The organism is Cyanobium sp. ULC082 (genome assembly GCF_977927535.1).
The window spans coordinates 1,082,430-1,097,989 of the sequence record NZ_OZ376397.1 but is presented as its reverse complement, the minus strand read 5'-3'; the positions used below and the strand labels follow the sequence as shown (position 1 = coordinate 1,097,989).

Here is a 15,560-nt window from a genome sequence, read left to right as displayed (position 1 = left end):
TGTCTTCCTTCCTCGTCCCTTCGGGGGCACTATCTCTCGTCCTCATGACCTCAACTCTTCAGCAGCGCCAAGGCGCTTCTGCCTGGAGTCAGTTCTGTGAGTGGGTCACCTCCACCAACAACCGCCTCTACGTGGGCTGGTTCGGTGTGCTGATGATCCCCACCCTGCTGGCTGCCACCATCTGCTTCATCGTGGCCTTCGTGGCTGCACCCCCCGTTGACATCGACGGCATCCGTGAGCCCGTCGCTGGTTCACTGATATATGGCAACAACATCATCTCCGGTGCTGTTGTTCCCTCCAGCAATGCCATCGGCCTGCACTTCTACCCGATCTGGGAAGCCGCCAGCCTCGATGAGTGGCTCTACAACGGTGGCCCTTATCAGCTGGTGATCTTCCACTTCCTGATCGGCATCTTCTGCTACATGGGCCGTGAGTGGGAACTCTCCTACCGCCTCGGCATGCGTCCCTGGATCTGCGTCGCCTACAGCGCCCCAGTGGCCGCTGCTTCAGCTGTGTTCCTGATCTACCCCTTCGGTCAGGGTTCGTTCTCCGACGGCATGCCCCTCGGCATCTCCGGCACCTTCAACTTCATGCTGGTGTTCCAGGCCGAGCACAACATCCTGATGCACCCCTTCCACATGCTGGGTGTGGCCGGTGTGTTTGGTGGTTCGCTGTTCTCGGCGATGCATGGTTCGCTCGTCACCAGCTCGCTGGTGCGTGAAACCACCGAAAGCGAGAGCCAGAACTACGGCTACAAGTTCGGCCAGGAAGAGGAGACCTACAACATCGTGGCCGCCCACGGTTACTTCGGTCGCCTGATCTTCCAGTATGCCTCCTTCAACAACAGCCGCAGCCTGCACTTCCTGCTGGCCGCCTGGCCGGTGATCGGCATCTGGTTCACCGCCTTGGGCGTGAGCACGATGGCCTTCAACCTGAACGGTTTCAACTTCAACCAGTCGATCCTCGATGGCCAGGGCCGCGTGATCAACACCTGGGCTGATGTGCTGAACCGTGCAGGCCTTGGCATGGAAGTGATGCACGAGCGCAACGCTCACAATTTTCCGCTCGATCTGGCTTCTGCAGAAGCCACCCCTGTGGCCCTGATCGCCCCGGCGATCGGCTGATCCAGGCTGGTTGATCCATAGGGTCCACCAACTGCTTCGCGTGGATTGAAGCCAAGCCCCCGCCATGGCGGGGGCTTTTTGTTGGCACATGCCTCGATCAGCAGTTATCGGGCAGCAAGCCTGGTCAGAGCCGTCGGTTGAGCCCTGAGGGGAGGAAGGCAGTCCTGGATTGAACCGCCATTCCAGAGAGACGCTTCCACCTGTCGTCTGGAGAGAATCTGCTCGCCCCGTTGCCAGGCACATCTTCGGGAGAGAAGTTCCAGGTCGTCAAACCATTTTGTTTTGGTCATCTGCCCACCATGCAACCGGATGTGATACACGAAAGCTTCAATGACGATGCCTGGAGCCATGCTGGTGACGGCCATCATCATGCCGATATCCTCTCCCTGGGGCAGGCCCATCCAGCCTCCAGCTCTTTTCAGCAGGTTGGCTTCCACCAGCAAGGTTGTCGGACCCAATGGGATGCTTGCCTTTGGTGTCGGCCAGGCACGCCAGATGTCTCCAGGAGCACTCGGTCCTGCGGGCACGATTCTTGGGTCGGACTTGGAGTCGTCCTGGCAGTAACCAGCCGACCAGAGGGCACCGTTCTGAGCCTGGATGGCCTGCAACCGTAGATCAATGGAATGGGGGTAAAGCCAATCGTCGTCATCGGCGCTGGTGATCCACCCTCCTGCAGCAATCACAAGACCCAGGTTCCGTGCCGCCGCCTGACCGATCGGGCGTTCTGTCGCTATGACGGTAGCCCCTTCGCAAATCCCATCGGGCAGGGTGTTGCGGCTTGAGCCGTCAATCACGATCACATGTTCAACCTCGCACTCATTGTTCTTCAGACTTTGATTCAACTCCACCAGCATGCTGAGCCGATCCGGCAAGAGCCTGGTTGGGGTTATCACGCTGACAATCATATCTGTGTCTGAAGATGGATTCCTTTGGTTTCGATTCTCAACGGCTGAGCCTTCATTCCTGCCTGAATGGGATGATGAAGGCCAGGGTGACTGATGCAAATCTTTGGCAAATTGAAATCTGGCTGGCTGATGTGCTGCCTGCAGGTAACCACAGATAAGCTAGCAGTCGGTAGGCGGCCTTGAACATTCACATGAAATGTCACTGCAGATTGGTCATTTTTGCAGCGATTATTTCCCCTGATCGGCCATGCGTTGAAGTGTGGTGCGTGGTGATATCCGGCTGCTCCTGAAGCCGTCAGCAGTCCAGCTTTGTTGTCGCCTTCGGCGCGCCTGATGCAGTTGAACAGGCAGCTGATTCGAGCCCAGTCAGCCGGATGGTCGGCGCTTGAGGCCGATCGGGGCCTGATCGATCGCCTGGTTGCGGTGAGGCCTTCACCACGCGGCCGGCACCGCCCAGTTGGCGCCAGCGCTGCTAGAACGACAACGATTCTCACTCCTGCGGGGCATCGGCCTTGCCGGCTGCTCCCCACCCCCCTGCCATGGCCTTCACCAGCGCCGTTCCAGCCGCCGACCGCCTGCCGGTGACCGTGCTCACCGGCTATCTCGGGGCCGGCAAAACCACACTGCTGAACCGGATCCTCACCCACGAGCACGGCCTCAAGGTGGCGGTGATCGTGAACGAATTCGGCGAGGTGGGCATCGACAACCAACTGGTGATCGATGCCGACGAAGAGATCTTTGAGATGAACAACGGCTGCATCTGTTGCACCGTGCGTGGCGATCTGATCCGCATCATCGGCAACCTGATGAAACGGCGCGATCGCTTCGATCATCTGGTGATCGAAACCACCGGCCTGGCCGATCCCGCCCCCGTCATCCAGACCTTCTTCGTGGATGAAGATCTGCGTGATGAACTGCGCCTCGATGCGGTGATCACCCTGGTGGATCTGGTGCACGTGCAACAGCACTGGGAGGCGGAGGAGGTGCAGGAACAGCTGGCCTTTGCCGATGTGCTGCTGCTCAACAAGGCGGATCTGGTGGAGGAGGCCGAACGACAGGCGATCGAGCAGCGGGTGCGGGCGATCAACCCGATGGCACGGCTGCTCACCACCTGCAACGCCGATGCACCGATCGATCAGCTGCTGGGTGTGGGGGCGTTCGAACTGGAGCGGGCCCTGAGCCTCGATCCCGGCTTCCTGATCGAAGAGCATGCCCACGAACACGACGACGCTGTGGGCTCGGTGGCGTTCGTGGAGGAGCGGCCGATGAGCCTCGACAAGCTGGGCAGCTGGCTGTCGGATCTGGTGGCCGAGCGGGGGCCCGATCTGTTTCGGATGAAGGGCATCATCCAGCTGGAGGGTAAGGACGAGCGCTACGTGTTCCAGGCGGTGCACATGCTGCTGGATGGCGATTTCGATCGCCCCTGGAAAGATGGTGAGCGGCGCTGCACCGAATTCGTGATCATCGGCCGCGATCTTGATACCGAAGGCCTGCGGTCTGGCTTCAATGCTTGTGTCGCCTGAGGGGGCTGCTGCAGTGAAGGGCACGGCGCCGCTGGTGCAGGAACGGCTCTGCGGGCAGCTGCAGCAAGCGATCACCGCGCTGAGCTGGTCAGCGGATGGGAACGCTCTGGCGATCGCCAGTGCCGGCGGCGAACTGCTGCTGCTCGATTTCCGCGCCGGTTGCGAGGAGCTGCTGCGGGGCGATCACGATGCCAGCCTTGATGCGATCGGCTTCAGTGCCGATGGTCAGTTCCTGATGGCGGTGGGCCAGGCCGGGGAGCTGCTGCTCTGGGAGCTGGGGGGCAGCGGGGTGCGGCCGATGGCCTTCGCGCCGCTGCCGCTTGGCGCCGGCTGGCTGGATGCGGCGGTCTGGCAGCCGGCTGGCCTGCTGCTGGCTGTGGCGGCGGGCCGCCGGGTGCGGCTCTGGGATGGGGCCGTGCGGCAGTGGCACCCCGGCAGCCTGGAGCTGCCCGGCACCGCGCAGAGCCTGGCCTGGAGTGCCGACGGCAGGCGGCTGGCGGCGAGCTGTCATGGCGAGCTGGCGCTGTGGAACCCGCTCGATCCCGCCGCCGCCCCCCGGCGTGCCCCCACCGCTTCCGTGGGTCTGGCCCTGGCCTTCTCGCCGGTGGGCCACCTGCTCGCCTGTGGCCAGATGGACCGCTCCCTGCTGCTCTGGCCCGAGGCGGGCGAAGGGCGGCCCTGGCAGTTCAGTGGCTTCCCGGCCAAGGTGCGGGCGCTGGCCTGGAGCGATCAGCCCGGCAAGCTGGCGCCCTCCCTGGCCGTGGCCGCCGCCGACCACGTGGTGCTGTGGCAACAGCAGGATCGCAGTGAACAGGGCTGGAAACCGGAGCCGCTGCTCTGGCATGAACAGCGTGTGCAGGCCCTGGCCTTCGCGCCGGGCCGCCCCCTGCTGGCCAGTGCCTCCGCCGATGGCAGCGTGGGCCTCTGGGATGGCCGCGGCCGCCTGCTGCAGGCGCTCGAAGGGGAAGGCCAGGGGTTCCAGGCGCTGGCCTGGCGTCCGGACGGATTGCATCTGGCCGCCGGTGGAGATCAGGGGCGCTGGTGGCTGTGGCCGGTGGCCGTGCCAGGCAGGGAACGTCAGCGGCGATCCGGTGGGGCCGGCTTTGGTTGAGCCACCAGCACGGCCTGAACCGCCTCCGCCAGCCGCCAATCCCCCGCCATGTCCCCACTCCCACCCCTGCCGGGCTTCGCCCTCGCCCTGCTGCTCCTGGTGGCTGGGGTGATCGCGCTGCTGCCCTCGCTGGTGATCCGGGGGCTGCTGGCGCCGCTCAACCCGCAGGTGGTGTTCTGTGGCGGTGACAGGCAGCGGCGGCTGGCGCTCACGATTGATGACGGCCCCAGTGGCCCTGGCTCCGACGCCCTGCTGGAGCTGCTGCGGGAGCTGCAGGTGCCGGCCACCTTCTTCCTGATCGGCTCCCATCTGCCGAACGACCCGCACTTTCCCCGCCGGGCCTTGGAGCAGGGCCACGCCATCGGCAACCACCTGTGGATCGACGCGCGCTCCGCCGGCCTCGACAGGACCGAGTTCCTGGACGAACTGGAGAGCACCGAACAGGCGATCGAGCCGGCCGCCGCACCGCAGACGCTGCACTGGCGCTGGTGCCGTCCGGGGCGGGCCTTGTTCCATACGGCGATGCTCGGCTGGCTGGCCGAGCGCCGCTACCGGCTGGTGCTGGGCTCGATCTTTCCCTGGGACACCTATCTGCCACCGCTGTGGTTCGTGCGGATGTTCGTGCGGCTCAATGCCCACCCCGGCGGGATCCTGGTGCTCCACGACACGCCAGCGTTGAGCGCGCGCACCCAGGCCACCCTGCGGCGGATCATTCCCGAGCTGCGCCAACGCGGCTACAGCTTCGTGCCGCTGGCGGAGCTGCTGGGTGCGCCCTGCTGAACCTGCCCCCACCAGCGCTCCACCACCGCCAGAGTGAGCTCAGTGATGAATCACACCATGGCCCCCACCCGTGAGCAGATCCTGGCCGCCTCCGCCGGCTGGGTGGCGGTGGTGCTGAATGTGGTGCCAGGGCTGGGTGCCGGCTACCTCTACCAGCGCCGTTGGAAGGCCTACTGGATCACCTCGGCCCTGGCGACTGCCTGGTTCGTGGCCGGAGCCGCGCTGGCCCAGAACGCCGAGGCGGCTGCTGAAGCCCAGAACCAGCTGGTGGGGCTGGTCGGCCTGGTGGTGCTGGCCGGTGTCACGGCCACAGAGGCGGGCCTGGCTGTGAAACGGGTGCGGCAGAACGCCTGAAGCCCCTCAGCAGCGCAACCAGCTTCTCTGGGCCCTGAGATGGTGCATGGTTCAGGAGTTGGGCCATTCTTTGAAGGGCTGTGCTGGCTGAGGGAGCGTGTCGATCAACGCAGCCGTGCTGCTGGCGGGAGTGCTGTTACTGCTGGGCATTGTCTCCAGCAAGTTCTCGGCCCGGTTCGGTGTTCCTGTGTTGGTGTTGTTCCTCTCGGTGGGGATGCTGGCGGGCTCGGAAGGGCTGGGGCGGATCCCGTTCGAGAACTATCCCCTGGCCAACAGTGTCGGCAGCGTCGCTCTGTCGCTGATCCTGTTCGACGGCGGACTGCGGACCTCGCTCACCTCTGTGCAACGGGTCTGGCGGACGGCGCTGTCGCTTTCAACCATCGGCGTTCTGCTCACCTCGCTGCTCACGGGCCTGGCGGCGGCCTGGGTGCTGAAGATGCCCCTGTTGCAGGGATTGCTGCTGGGCAGCATCGTCGGCTCCACCGATGCGGCTGCCGTGTTCTCGGTGCTCCGCTCCAGCGGCCTGAAGCTTCCCGAACGGCTCACGGCCACCCTTGAAGTGGAGAGCGGCTCCAACGATCCGATGGCGATCTTCCTCACGCTGGGGTTGATCGGCGTGATCAGCGGCAACACCTCTTCCCCCCAGGACCTGGCGCTGCTGTTCCTGGCCCAGTTCGGCATCGGCAGCCTGGTGGGCCTCGGTGTGGGGCGGCTGGCGATCTGGAGTGTCAACCGGATCAACCTGGATTACCCGGGCCTCTACCCCCTGCTGGCGCTGTCCTTCGGGCTGGTGGCCTTCGGGTTGGCGGCGGTGCTGGGTGGCAGTGGTTTCCTCGCTGTCTACATCGCCGGCATCGTGCTCGGCAGCAGCTCGATCGTGTTTCGCCGGGGGATCTTCTCCTTCCACGACGCCACCGCCTGGCTGGGCCAGATCATTCTGTTCGTGATGCTGGGGTTGCTCAGCTTCCCCAGCCGCCTGCTGGCGGTTGCCGGCGAAGGTCTGCTGATCGCTCTGGTCTTGATCGTGGTGGCCAGGCCCGTCGCCGTCGCGGTGGCGACCTGGCCGTTCCGCTTCCGGCGCCGTGAACTCCTGTTCCTGTCCTGGGTTGGGCTCAAGGGCGCGGTTCCGATCACCCTGGCCACCTTCCCGCTGATGGCGGGTGTGCCCCAGAGCCAGACGATCTTCAACGCCGTGTTCTTCGTGGTGCTGATCTCGGCGCTCACTCAGGGCTGGTCTCTGCCACTGGTGGCACGCTGGTTGCAGATCGGCCGCCCTGCCGACGCCGTGCCCGCCTTGTCGGTGGAGATCAATGCCCTGCGTCAGGTTGATGGGGAGATCGTCGACTACACCGTGAAGCCCGGCGCCCGGGTGGCTGGCCAGTTGCTGCGAGATCTTCCCCTCCCCGATGGGGTGCTGATGACCCTGATCCTGCGCGGCCGGCAGGTGGTGATGCCGCGTGGCGGAACGGCCCTCCAGCCTGGAGATCATGTGTTCGTGGCGTTGCGCACCCAGCTCAAGCCACTGATGGATCGGTTGTTCGACCCAGACCCGGAGCCGTCGTCCCCTCCGGTCGGCCTGGTGCTGGCCTTCAACGCGCAAACCAGCCTGGCCCAGCTGCATCGCTTCTATGGCCAGACCATGGCGCTGAACGGTGCGCCTGGTGCGGCGAGCTCAAGCCTCGCTGCCCTACTGGCGGAATCCGGCCCGCAGCAGCAGGCTCGCCTCGGTCCCTTTCTGATCACACCAGCTGCGGAGCCGGATCTGGTTCTGGTGACCTGCTGTGGGTCGGTGGCTTGAAAGCGTGCACGCCGAGGCGTTGGGTTTAGCCAGTTAGGCCTTCGTTATCATTCCGCCTTGATATTGATCGAAACGATATCAGCGAAATCGGCGGCAAAGCTTGTTCTTCAGCAGGATGCTTACTTCTGAATAGTGCTGACCTGGACAAAGCCGCAAGCATGTTGAGGTTCCAAGCAGGAACCCTGCGGCTACGGACATGGTGGATGGCCTTGTTACCCCGCTACATACTGGCTTGGATGCGCAAACTCAGATTTTATCCCATGGAAGGATTCGTAGAGAGCTCTATGTCTGGAAAGCCCGTACTCGTCTGCGCGAGTTTCGTAGGAACGAACCCATTTAATCAGGTTGTCCAGGTTCTCATCCTGTTCACGACGTGAACCAAACTTCTCAGGCTCCCATGGCCTCATGCGGCAGTGGGCAACGCATGCATCTACTCCAGGGTTGAGAAAGATCAGCTCATCGCAGAAGATCAATACTGGTTCAATGATGTCAGAATAACAGCCTTCGATGATCCATCTATCATGGCTTGAAATCCAATGCTTAACATCTTCAATACTATCTTGAAGTGGCCGTCTTTCGGTGCTGCCGTGAAACGCCACCTCGTCCAGTGATAATTCAGCGGCTGGTCGCGTGGCAATGATCGATCTGGACAAGGTGCTCTTGCCTGCTCCGGCATTGCCGAGAATGATGATGTTCATGCCATTGCTGCTCCATCGGTAAAACGCTTGCCATCACCTGGCCGCAAGGATACGAGGCGTCGATCAAGATTCAATTGGAGGCAGACCAGGTGGATGGCATTGCTAGATGGCCGTCTCCGCCTCATCGGCTGGACTGGCATGTAACTGAAGCCCGAGTGCAGAGATAACCTTCAAGACAGTGGCCAGTTCAGGGTTAATGCTAGACGAGAGAGCCTTGTAGAGACTTTCTCTACCCATTCCAGCTTCACGCGCAATTTGCATTATGCCTTTTGGACGAGCAATATCACCTAAGGCAGCAGCCACTAGGCTTGGATCTCCATCTTCAAAGGCGGCTTCAAGATAGGCCGCCATGGCTTCGCTGGTTGTGAAATGGTTGACTGGATCCCAGATGGTTGTTTCGGTTCTTGTCATTGACACCACCAATAGGTTTCGATCTAGATCATTGGCATGCTGGTTGTCCCTGTCTTGAGCACTCTTGTCTGCACCAGTGAGAAGAACGACGACTGTGTTGGCCGGGTCAATGAATTAGATGCGTTAGCCAGGGCCGTGGTGAAAACGAAGCTCAGAGACGCCTTGTCCGACTGGCCGGACATCACCTGGGTTTCCCAGGGATAGACGCCTGATCCGAATGTCGATGCTAACTTTCGCTGCTCGATCACGCAGGCCACGGAACCATTCGGCATAGGCAGTGGCCTCCCGAATCTCCAGTACCCCACCATTGTATCTCTGGGGATACGGCTCCGCAACCGGTCTTGAGCCTGTCTAGCCCTATATAGACGGGTCCGATAACCACCTGTTTTCATTGACACAGTTGGACTGCTGGGGCCGTGGTCAGGCTTTGGTTGTTCCACGCCTGATGGTCGAACGAGGTGGTTCGAGAGTGGTTTGGATTCTTGTATCGGGGATTCCGTGAATCATCCACCTTCAAACAACACCTGCCGCCCATTTGACAATTGGCACCCATCACATTGCTCCAGGGGCCTGCAGCTGGCTCGTGCAAGATCAATTGTATTTGAGGGGTGTGCAGAACGGTCGCGGTGATCACTCGATTCGAACCCGTTGGCGCCCCATCGCCGCCTTGGCAGGGGTGAACCCATTCAGGCCAAGGCAACACTTCGTCAAGGTGCAGCACTCTCCAGTTGCTGCCCTGAATCTGGTGGAGCAGATCAGTCATCCGAATTTTCAGAGCTGTTGCTCAGCTGTGTGTGACCCTCAGGCCTCGTTGCCGGGGGTCCCAGTACTGGACCATTGGGTCTTGGCCTGCGGGCACGCCCTGAGAATTCCCACTGGTTTGGCATGAACGCTCCCGCCCAGCGATCTCCTGTTTTGCAATCCCTGAAAAGTCAATCGGGGCGACAGGATTCGAACCTGCGACCTAGTGCTCCCAAAGCTCTTTTTTGGGGGCTTGGTGAGGTGCCTGCAGCGACTGAAGTCTAGGCCAAAGAACGTTGCTATCACTGCTGTTCGCGTTGCCAGCTACTGACAGGCGGCGCCCAAGCGTGGCAATCTCAGGGGGTGATTTGCTCACCTGTTTGCTCACATGGGGAGTTCTAGAGCCTCGGGCACCTGGGCCACCGTGCTGCGCTCCGGCTTGCGCCTCTCTCTCGCCCAGCGGGGCACCAGTAGCGGCTGGCGCGTGTCCGATTTACGTGGCCGTACCCGCCTCACGGTCGATGCCATCGGTGGCCGCCATCAAGTTCTGCTGCCCTTCGAATGGTCACAGGACCAGGCCGATCTGATCCGAGAGACCGTGTTGGCGATTCACGCCGCCCACATTGACGGCCTACCCCTCGACCGTGCCATCGCCGCCGTCCTGGCCACCGATGAGCCAGCAGCAGGCCCAAAGGCCGGCCCGATTGATTGGCCTGCCCTGGTGGAACGGTTCAAAGCCCGCAAGCTGAGCAGTGGTGCCATTAAGCCCCAGACCTGGGACAACGTGTACCAGCGCCGAATGACAGAGCTGCTGGCCACCCTCACCGGCAAGAAGCCACCAACCAATCCACGTGAGCTGCTGGAGGCCGTCACTGCCCGATGGGCCGATCAGCCCGGCACCCGTGGTCGCCAGATGCAGGTGCAGCAGACGGCTGCGCTGCTGCGCTGGGGAGTCGATCACGGCACATTGGGCCTGGAGTGGGCGCCACCACTCGACCTCGACCCATTTGTAGGCCGCAAGCGAGTGGCGAAGACGATCACGACGCCACTCGAGGTGAAGCACATCCTCGGGCTGGTGGAGGCCATCACCGACCCTCGATGGCGGTTCGCCTTTCAATTGCTGGCGGCCTTTGGCCTGAGGCCAGAGGAGCTGCAGCACCTTGAGCTGCGCGACGGGCGCCTGTGGTGCAACTACTGCAAGAGCACCAGCCGGGGCCAGACAAAGCCCAGGCCGCTGCGCCTGCTTCCTTGTGACGACTGGGCTAAGGACTGGAAGCTGGTGGAGCGGTTCAAGGGCCAGCAACTACCGCCGATGCGCCCGGGGTATGGCGCCGAAGATCTGGGCCTGCACATGCGCAGGCGCCAACGTTGGCAGGATCTGCGCCGGGAGTACGAGGCGGCAGGAGAGAAGCTGGTTCTGTATTCCGCCCGCCATGGCTACGCCCACCGTGCTCACCTCACCTGCGAACTGCCACCGAAGGTGGCCGCCGCTGCCATGGGTCACAGCGTCGAAACACACCTAGCGGCCTACAGCAAGTGGTGCGGCGATGACGTGGTGGATGTCGCCTTCGAGCGAGCAGCGGAACGTTTGAGCCAATAGGAAAGAGGGCAGCAAGCTCAGCCGCGCCTATTTGGTGTCGCCGCTGCTGGAGACCGGGCAGCTCGTGTTTCTGAGCGGCAACGACGTACTGATTTCTGAACTCTTGGTATTCTCCAATGCAACCTACGACAACCTGGTGGATGAGCGCTTGCCCTTTGCCGCCAAGGTCGTGGTCAACTACGCCCGACGGACTGGCCACTCCAATGAAGACCTCGTCATCTGGCGGCGATCGGATTGATCAAGACATCCCGCCGCTACCACCGCGAACAGCCAGGGCGCAGCCCCAATCACTTCATCATCTAAGTCCGCTTCTTCGTGACCGGAGAAATCATCCACTACCTACGGGAGAAGGGTTTCATGATTTCGGTGCCAGGGTGCTGGAGGGAGCTACATGCGAGGGGGCAGAAGTTACTCAGAAGGCGGCTCGCGGTTGAGACAATTCCCGCTCGGCTAGGGCTCACGGGCGAGCGTTAGCCCGGGAAGTTAGGATGATCGTTGCCTCATTCTTGATTTCAGAAGAAGCCGTGTAAGGTGGAAAGCCGTCTTAAGTTGGATACATTAAAGAGAACGGACGCTTTCGTAACGAGTTTCCTGATAGCAGACATTTGGCTTATACAAGCTGGCCGATGTCTAGGCTTCCCTTGCAACCCTTCTGGCTACATCCTAGGAAGATCTTACCGTTCGCACCGTTTTGCTTGCCGATCAGCGCCGAATTACAGACCTCACATATTGTTTTCGTCAGTTGAGCAAGTTTTGTGGCGTCACCCTTGGTCATTTTGCGCCCTTCCTGAGGATGTTTCACACACGCAACGCGGGGCTGTCCGTTGCAATGAAGACTTGGCTGATACCAAAGAGGATTTCGACATATTCCACAAGTTCCAAATACATGAATATCCCCTTCGATTGGTCCATGATCAGTAGGAGCCAGCTGAAGAAAGGAATGCAACAGAGCCACAGCCTTAGGAAGGTGGATCCGAAGGCACGGTGTACTCTTGCCTTTTGGGCTGAAGCAGATCCATAGGATCTCTTGATCGAGGCCAATAAGTGCGTCATCCGAGAACGAGTCTGTCTGCCAATATCTGACGTTTTGCAATTTGATTGAGTCTCTGAATTTGCCCCATCCACGATAAAGTATGTTTGTTCCTTGCCTGATGCAGAATGGAGAAAAGAATTCCTGAGTACCAAAGCTGCTGGGCCAATCAATCGCGACAGTGTGACGAGCCCCAGCCAAATCCTTATTGATTTGGTCCCGAGCAGAAGTGCGGGACGGGAAATAGGTAAGGCCAGGAAGCTCAAAAGACCAGGTTTCTCCAAGCAGAGCATGCGATATATCGACACGCTCAGAATTGTTATAAAGGCGATCGTTGAATTTGCGAAAAACGCTGAAGTGATCAATTTGATTTCTGATATAAGTATTATTTGCCAAGAAGACAAACTTGCCCTGTGCTCGACTGACAGCCACATTCGCAAGGCGGGCAGCAGTGCTTTTCATTCCACCTGCCAATAACTTCCCGATTTTTGTTTGAGGATGGCTTTCAACGGTATCAAAGACTATTAAGGATCTTTCGGAACCTTGAAAGCGATGGACCGTCGATGAAAGGATGCCATCTAGGCGGCAGTCCTGGATAACTCGATGAATTAATCTAGATTGAGCCTTGTATGGCGTAATAATTCCAATCCCTTCGATACCGCTGCGTTGGGCTCTCATTGCAATGTCAACCGCGATTAAAGCTGAGATTGGATTAAATCTGCTATGTGACTCCTCTTCCCTGAAGCAGGATGCAAATCTCTCTCCTAAGTCATAATAAACAAGCGGGTGACCTGGATTTGGCTCGCCCTGAACGATAGTGGCACATTTATCAGTGAGTAGCTCACCATCTTCGAGTACATTATCGTAGAAGATTGTATTAGGTATCGAGGATATTGAAGGGTGCATTCGGTACTGAGTTTTCAGCAGAATCATTCCGTTTTCTCCTCCGATACCGTTTGCAGTCTTGGTTACCCCAGACTCGTCAAAGATATCTCTCTTCAACCATTGATTGGCAGCATCCGTGTCGGATTGGCATATAGGGCCAAGCTGGCGATGGTCGCCGAAGACGGCGATTCTCTTTCTGGCCAGTGTTGCTGCATAGATGCAGTGAGGAATGTAAGCCATGCTTGCCTCATCAATGATAACAGCATCGAACTGTCGTCCGAAGATCTCCTCTGCAATCGATGCTTTAGAAAACGTGCAGCCGACCACAACTGCATGGCTGACAAGCTCTGATAGCTTGTCGCGAATTAACTGCTTGAGAGGCTGCAATTCAGTTTTAATAACTGCCACTCTGTTCTGTAAGACTTGTTTTTGTTTCTCACTAAGATCGCTGTCACGAAGTCTTTTAATAATCCGCGTTCGCTCTTTCCCTAGCGCATCAATTTTTGCGACAAGAGTAGCATTCTGTTTCTTCGCGATTCCGCGAATGTCGACCATTGGATAGAGACCATAAGTCTCTTCACTACCAATGCCGAAGCGGACAATAAGACCTTCTTTATAATAGCTTGTCTTGTGGAGATATCTTGCCATGCTTTGCATCGCGGTGTCAACGGCAGTATTGCTATGTGAAAGTATTAGAACTGTTTCGCCTTCGTGAACCAAGGACGCAACACTCAGTCCTAATGTAGATGTTTTACCTGTTCCAGGAGGGCCCCATACAAAGCTCACAGGACAGTCGAGGATTTTTTTTACGGCCATTAACTGGTGCTTATTCGCCCTAATCGTTGTCCCTATTTCTGCTTCTATCCTCAGAATGATCTCAGAAAGCCTCCCGCCACTACTCGCCAAGGTTTGCGTGGGGCCACTAAGCAGCTCTAGTCCTAATTCACGATTGGCGTCAGCCATTTCAACTGTTTCACTGAGTCTTTCTTGCAGCTTTTCGAGCAAAAACCAAGGCTCGGTTGTGATCCGAGCGATTTCAACCAGCTCACCAATGTTTTTAGATATGGCTACCTGAAGATCAAATCCTTCTGTTGATAAAAGCATTCCTGAATAGTGTCTCTTCTGACAGATGACCTCAATTGAGGTGTCATCAGGAAGCTTGATTTCGTTGTCAGTGCTAAATAAGTAAATGTGTTTACCATTTCTTGTGCCTATTCTGCGTCCATCAGTAATTATTGTTGTCTGCCCGCCCTGCTTGCGAAGCGCTTGGATTTCGGATCCAAGTGCTTCTCTAAACTGCCGTACGTAATATTCGTAGGTTAGTGACTTCACCGTATTCTAGGAGGTTCGGTTGGAGTTCGTGCAGGCTAGCTCTTTTGTCTGCTTTTGAACCAGGCAATTCTTATCGATAGGCACTGCAAACTCCGCACTTCCTTCAAAAGCGAGTGGAATTCATTTCAGATGTAAGGGGCCAAATGGAAGTCATAATTATTGGCTCGGCGTCTCTCGGGCCATTAAAATGTTGAATTGCACCCACCAAATCGGGCTGCTGCTGGAATTCCTGAAGATGGCCTGCGGGAGAGCAATGCACCGAAGGCCTTCGGTCGGAGGCGGCCGTCCTCAACGTGCCACAGCTGCGCAGTGGCTTGTGTCGTCCAGCCGCCTCCGTCCTCCGCTCTGGGGCCGGTGTTGGGGGTAAAGAGCTCAGGCTCTCTTCCGCGGCTGCGGTGGCTGGCCTTTTGCTCTCCTGGGCTGTACCGGCTTTTCCCGTTGCCCACCCCGCACGGCTGCGCGGCTATCCATCAGGCCTGGATCACAAGGCCGGCGGAATGATGCCCAGTTGGTCTCCACTCAATTCGTCCCGTTTGGCGTGAGCTGCGATCCTTTAGATCGGAGTTGCTGCAGCAGCTCTGGCCTCCATGAAGTGCATTTGTACTGCTAGGATTAGGTAAGCGCCAAAGGCCCCGAGCCCATCGCCTGCGGCAACGTCATCCCCTGATCTCGCCATCGCCGCCGCACTCGTAACAGCGGCATGATGCCCCGATCAGTTGTCACCTACGGCAACTGATTCCATGGCTGTTTGTACTTCATCTGGGCCCAAGGTGGCCCCCTGCCGGTCTCTTGTGATCGCGGCCGGCGGCGGCCGGGATCTGGCCTGGCCCCATCAGCGGGTGGCTGCTGAGCTGCTGGCCCGCAGCGGGGGCCGGCTGGTCCATCTGCTGCTTCACGGCGGAGCACGTGGGGCCGATGCCGCAATCGCCCGCGCCGCCCATCAGCTGGGCTGGTCGGCGCTGGTCATGCCCGCCGAGTGGCGGCGCCATGGCCGGGCCGCTGGGCCGATCCGTAATCGGGATCTGCTCGAGCTGGCTGTGGCCCGGGCCGTGACCCACACCTCCCCTGGTGTCTCCACCTCCGTGCTGGTGGTGGCCTTCCCCGGTGGGTCCGGCACGGCCTCGCTGGTGCAGCAGGCCCGCCGCATGGCCTCCCGCGCCCCGGTGCCGATCGCCGTGGTCGAGGTCAACCCATCCGCCGGTCTCTGGGCCAAGCCCGCTTCTGCCTCTTGCCCCTGAAGCCTTCCGCGCCTGTTGGCGCCTTCGTTC

At 59.6% G+C, this 15,560-nt stretch carries 13 protein-coding genes; 9 read left to right on the top strand and 4 right to left on the bottom strand.

Annotation, left to right across the window (positions count from 1 at the left end; genetic code table 11):
- Window positions 1-44 precede the first annotated feature (44 nt).
- Window positions 45-1,124: a photosystem II q(b) protein gene (gene psbA / locus ACXMDY_RS05895; RefSeq protein WP_457767502.1), complete on the top strand. Its 1,080-nt coding sequence runs from the start codon at window positions 45-47 to the stop codon at window positions 1,122-1,124.
- Between the two features lie 104 nt (window positions 1,125-1,228).
- On the opposite strand, the gene ACXMDY_RS05890 is transcribed toward psbA, so the two are convergent.
- On the bottom strand, window positions 1,229-2,029 hold the full coding sequence (locus ACXMDY_RS05890; RefSeq protein WP_259731692.1) for a glycosyltransferase family 2 protein: 801 nt from the start codon (window positions 2,027-2,029) through the stop codon (window positions 1,229-1,231).
- A gap of 539 nt (window positions 2,030-2,568) precedes the next feature.
- Here ACXMDY_RS05890 and ACXMDY_RS05885 point away from each other — a divergent pair.
- The 5 genes from ACXMDY_RS05885 (at window position 2,569) to ACXMDY_RS05865 (ending at window position 7,595) form a co-directional block, all read left to right on the top strand.
- Complete coding sequence (locus ACXMDY_RS05885) at window positions 2,569-3,552, top strand: CobW family GTP-binding protein (RefSeq protein WP_457767501.1); 984 nt, start codon at window positions 2,569-2,571, stop codon at window positions 3,550-3,552.
- A complete protein-coding gene (locus ACXMDY_RS05880) occupies window positions 3,536-4,663 on the top strand; it encodes a WD40 repeat domain-containing protein (RefSeq protein ID WP_457767500.1) in 1,128 nt (375 codons plus the stop codon). Before ACXMDY_RS05885 ends, ACXMDY_RS05880 begins: the two co-directional genes overlap by 17 nt.
- A gap of 48 nt (window positions 4,664-4,711) precedes the next feature.
- A complete protein-coding gene (locus ACXMDY_RS05875) occupies window positions 4,712-5,443 on the top strand; it encodes a polysaccharide deacetylase family protein (protein WP_457767499.1) in 732 nt (243 codons plus the stop codon).
- 57 nt (window positions 5,444-5,500) lie between these two features.
- A complete protein-coding gene (locus tag ACXMDY_RS05870; protein WP_259731688.1) occupies window positions 5,501-5,797 on the top strand; it encodes a hypothetical protein in 297 nt (98 codons plus the stop codon).
- A 97-nt stretch (window positions 5,798-5,894) separates the two neighbouring features.
- On the top strand, window positions 5,895-7,595 hold the full coding sequence (locus ACXMDY_RS05865; protein ID WP_457767498.1) for a potassium/proton antiporter: 1,701 nt from the start codon (window positions 5,895-5,897) through the stop codon (window positions 7,593-7,595).
- 212 nt (window positions 7,596-7,807) lie between these two features.
- Here ACXMDY_RS05865 and ACXMDY_RS05860 read toward each other — a convergent pair whose 3' ends face one another.
- Both ACXMDY_RS05860 and ACXMDY_RS05855 read right to left on the bottom strand, forming a co-directional pair.
- The gene (locus ACXMDY_RS05860; protein ID WP_457767497.1) at window positions 7,808-8,293 is read right to left on the bottom strand and encodes a hypothetical protein; all 486 of its coding nucleotides are present in this window, start codon (window positions 8,291-8,293) and stop codon (window positions 7,808-7,810) included.
- A gap of 102 nt (window positions 8,294-8,395) precedes the next feature.
- Window positions 8,396-8,704: an addiction module antidote protein gene (locus tag ACXMDY_RS05855; protein WP_457767581.1), complete on the bottom strand. Its 309-nt coding sequence runs from the start codon at window positions 8,702-8,704 to the stop codon at window positions 8,396-8,398.
- 1,165 nt (window positions 8,705-9,869) lie between these two features.
- Here ACXMDY_RS05855 and ACXMDY_RS05850 point away from each other — a divergent pair.
- Together ACXMDY_RS05850 and ACXMDY_RS05845 are read left to right on the top strand one after the other, a co-directional pair.
- Window positions 9,870-11,045 carry a hypothetical protein gene (locus ACXMDY_RS05850; protein WP_457767496.1) on the top strand — a complete coding sequence of 392 codons (1,176 nt, stop codon included), beginning with the start codon at window positions 9,870-9,872 and terminating at the stop codon, window positions 11,043-11,045.
- Window positions 11,046-11,079: 34 nt separating this feature from the next.
- On the top strand, window positions 11,080-11,283 hold the full coding sequence (locus tag ACXMDY_RS05845) for a hypothetical protein (protein ID WP_457767495.1): 204 nt from the start codon (window positions 11,080-11,082) through the stop codon (window positions 11,281-11,283).
- 372 nt (window positions 11,284-11,655) lie between these two features.
- Here the strand turns inward: ACXMDY_RS05845 and ACXMDY_RS05840 are convergent, their stop codons facing one another.
- Window positions 11,656-14,292, bottom strand: coding sequence for an AAA domain-containing protein (locus ACXMDY_RS05840; RefSeq protein WP_457767494.1), 2,637 nt, complete (start codon window positions 14,290-14,292; stop codon window positions 11,656-11,658).
- 770 nt (window positions 14,293-15,062) lie between these two features.
- Here ACXMDY_RS05840 and ACXMDY_RS05835 point away from each other — a divergent pair.
- Complete coding sequence (locus tag ACXMDY_RS05835) at window positions 15,063-15,530, top strand: SLOG family protein (protein WP_457767493.1); 468 nt, start codon at window positions 15,063-15,065, stop codon at window positions 15,528-15,530.
- Window positions 15,531-15,560 lie beyond the last annotated feature (30 nt).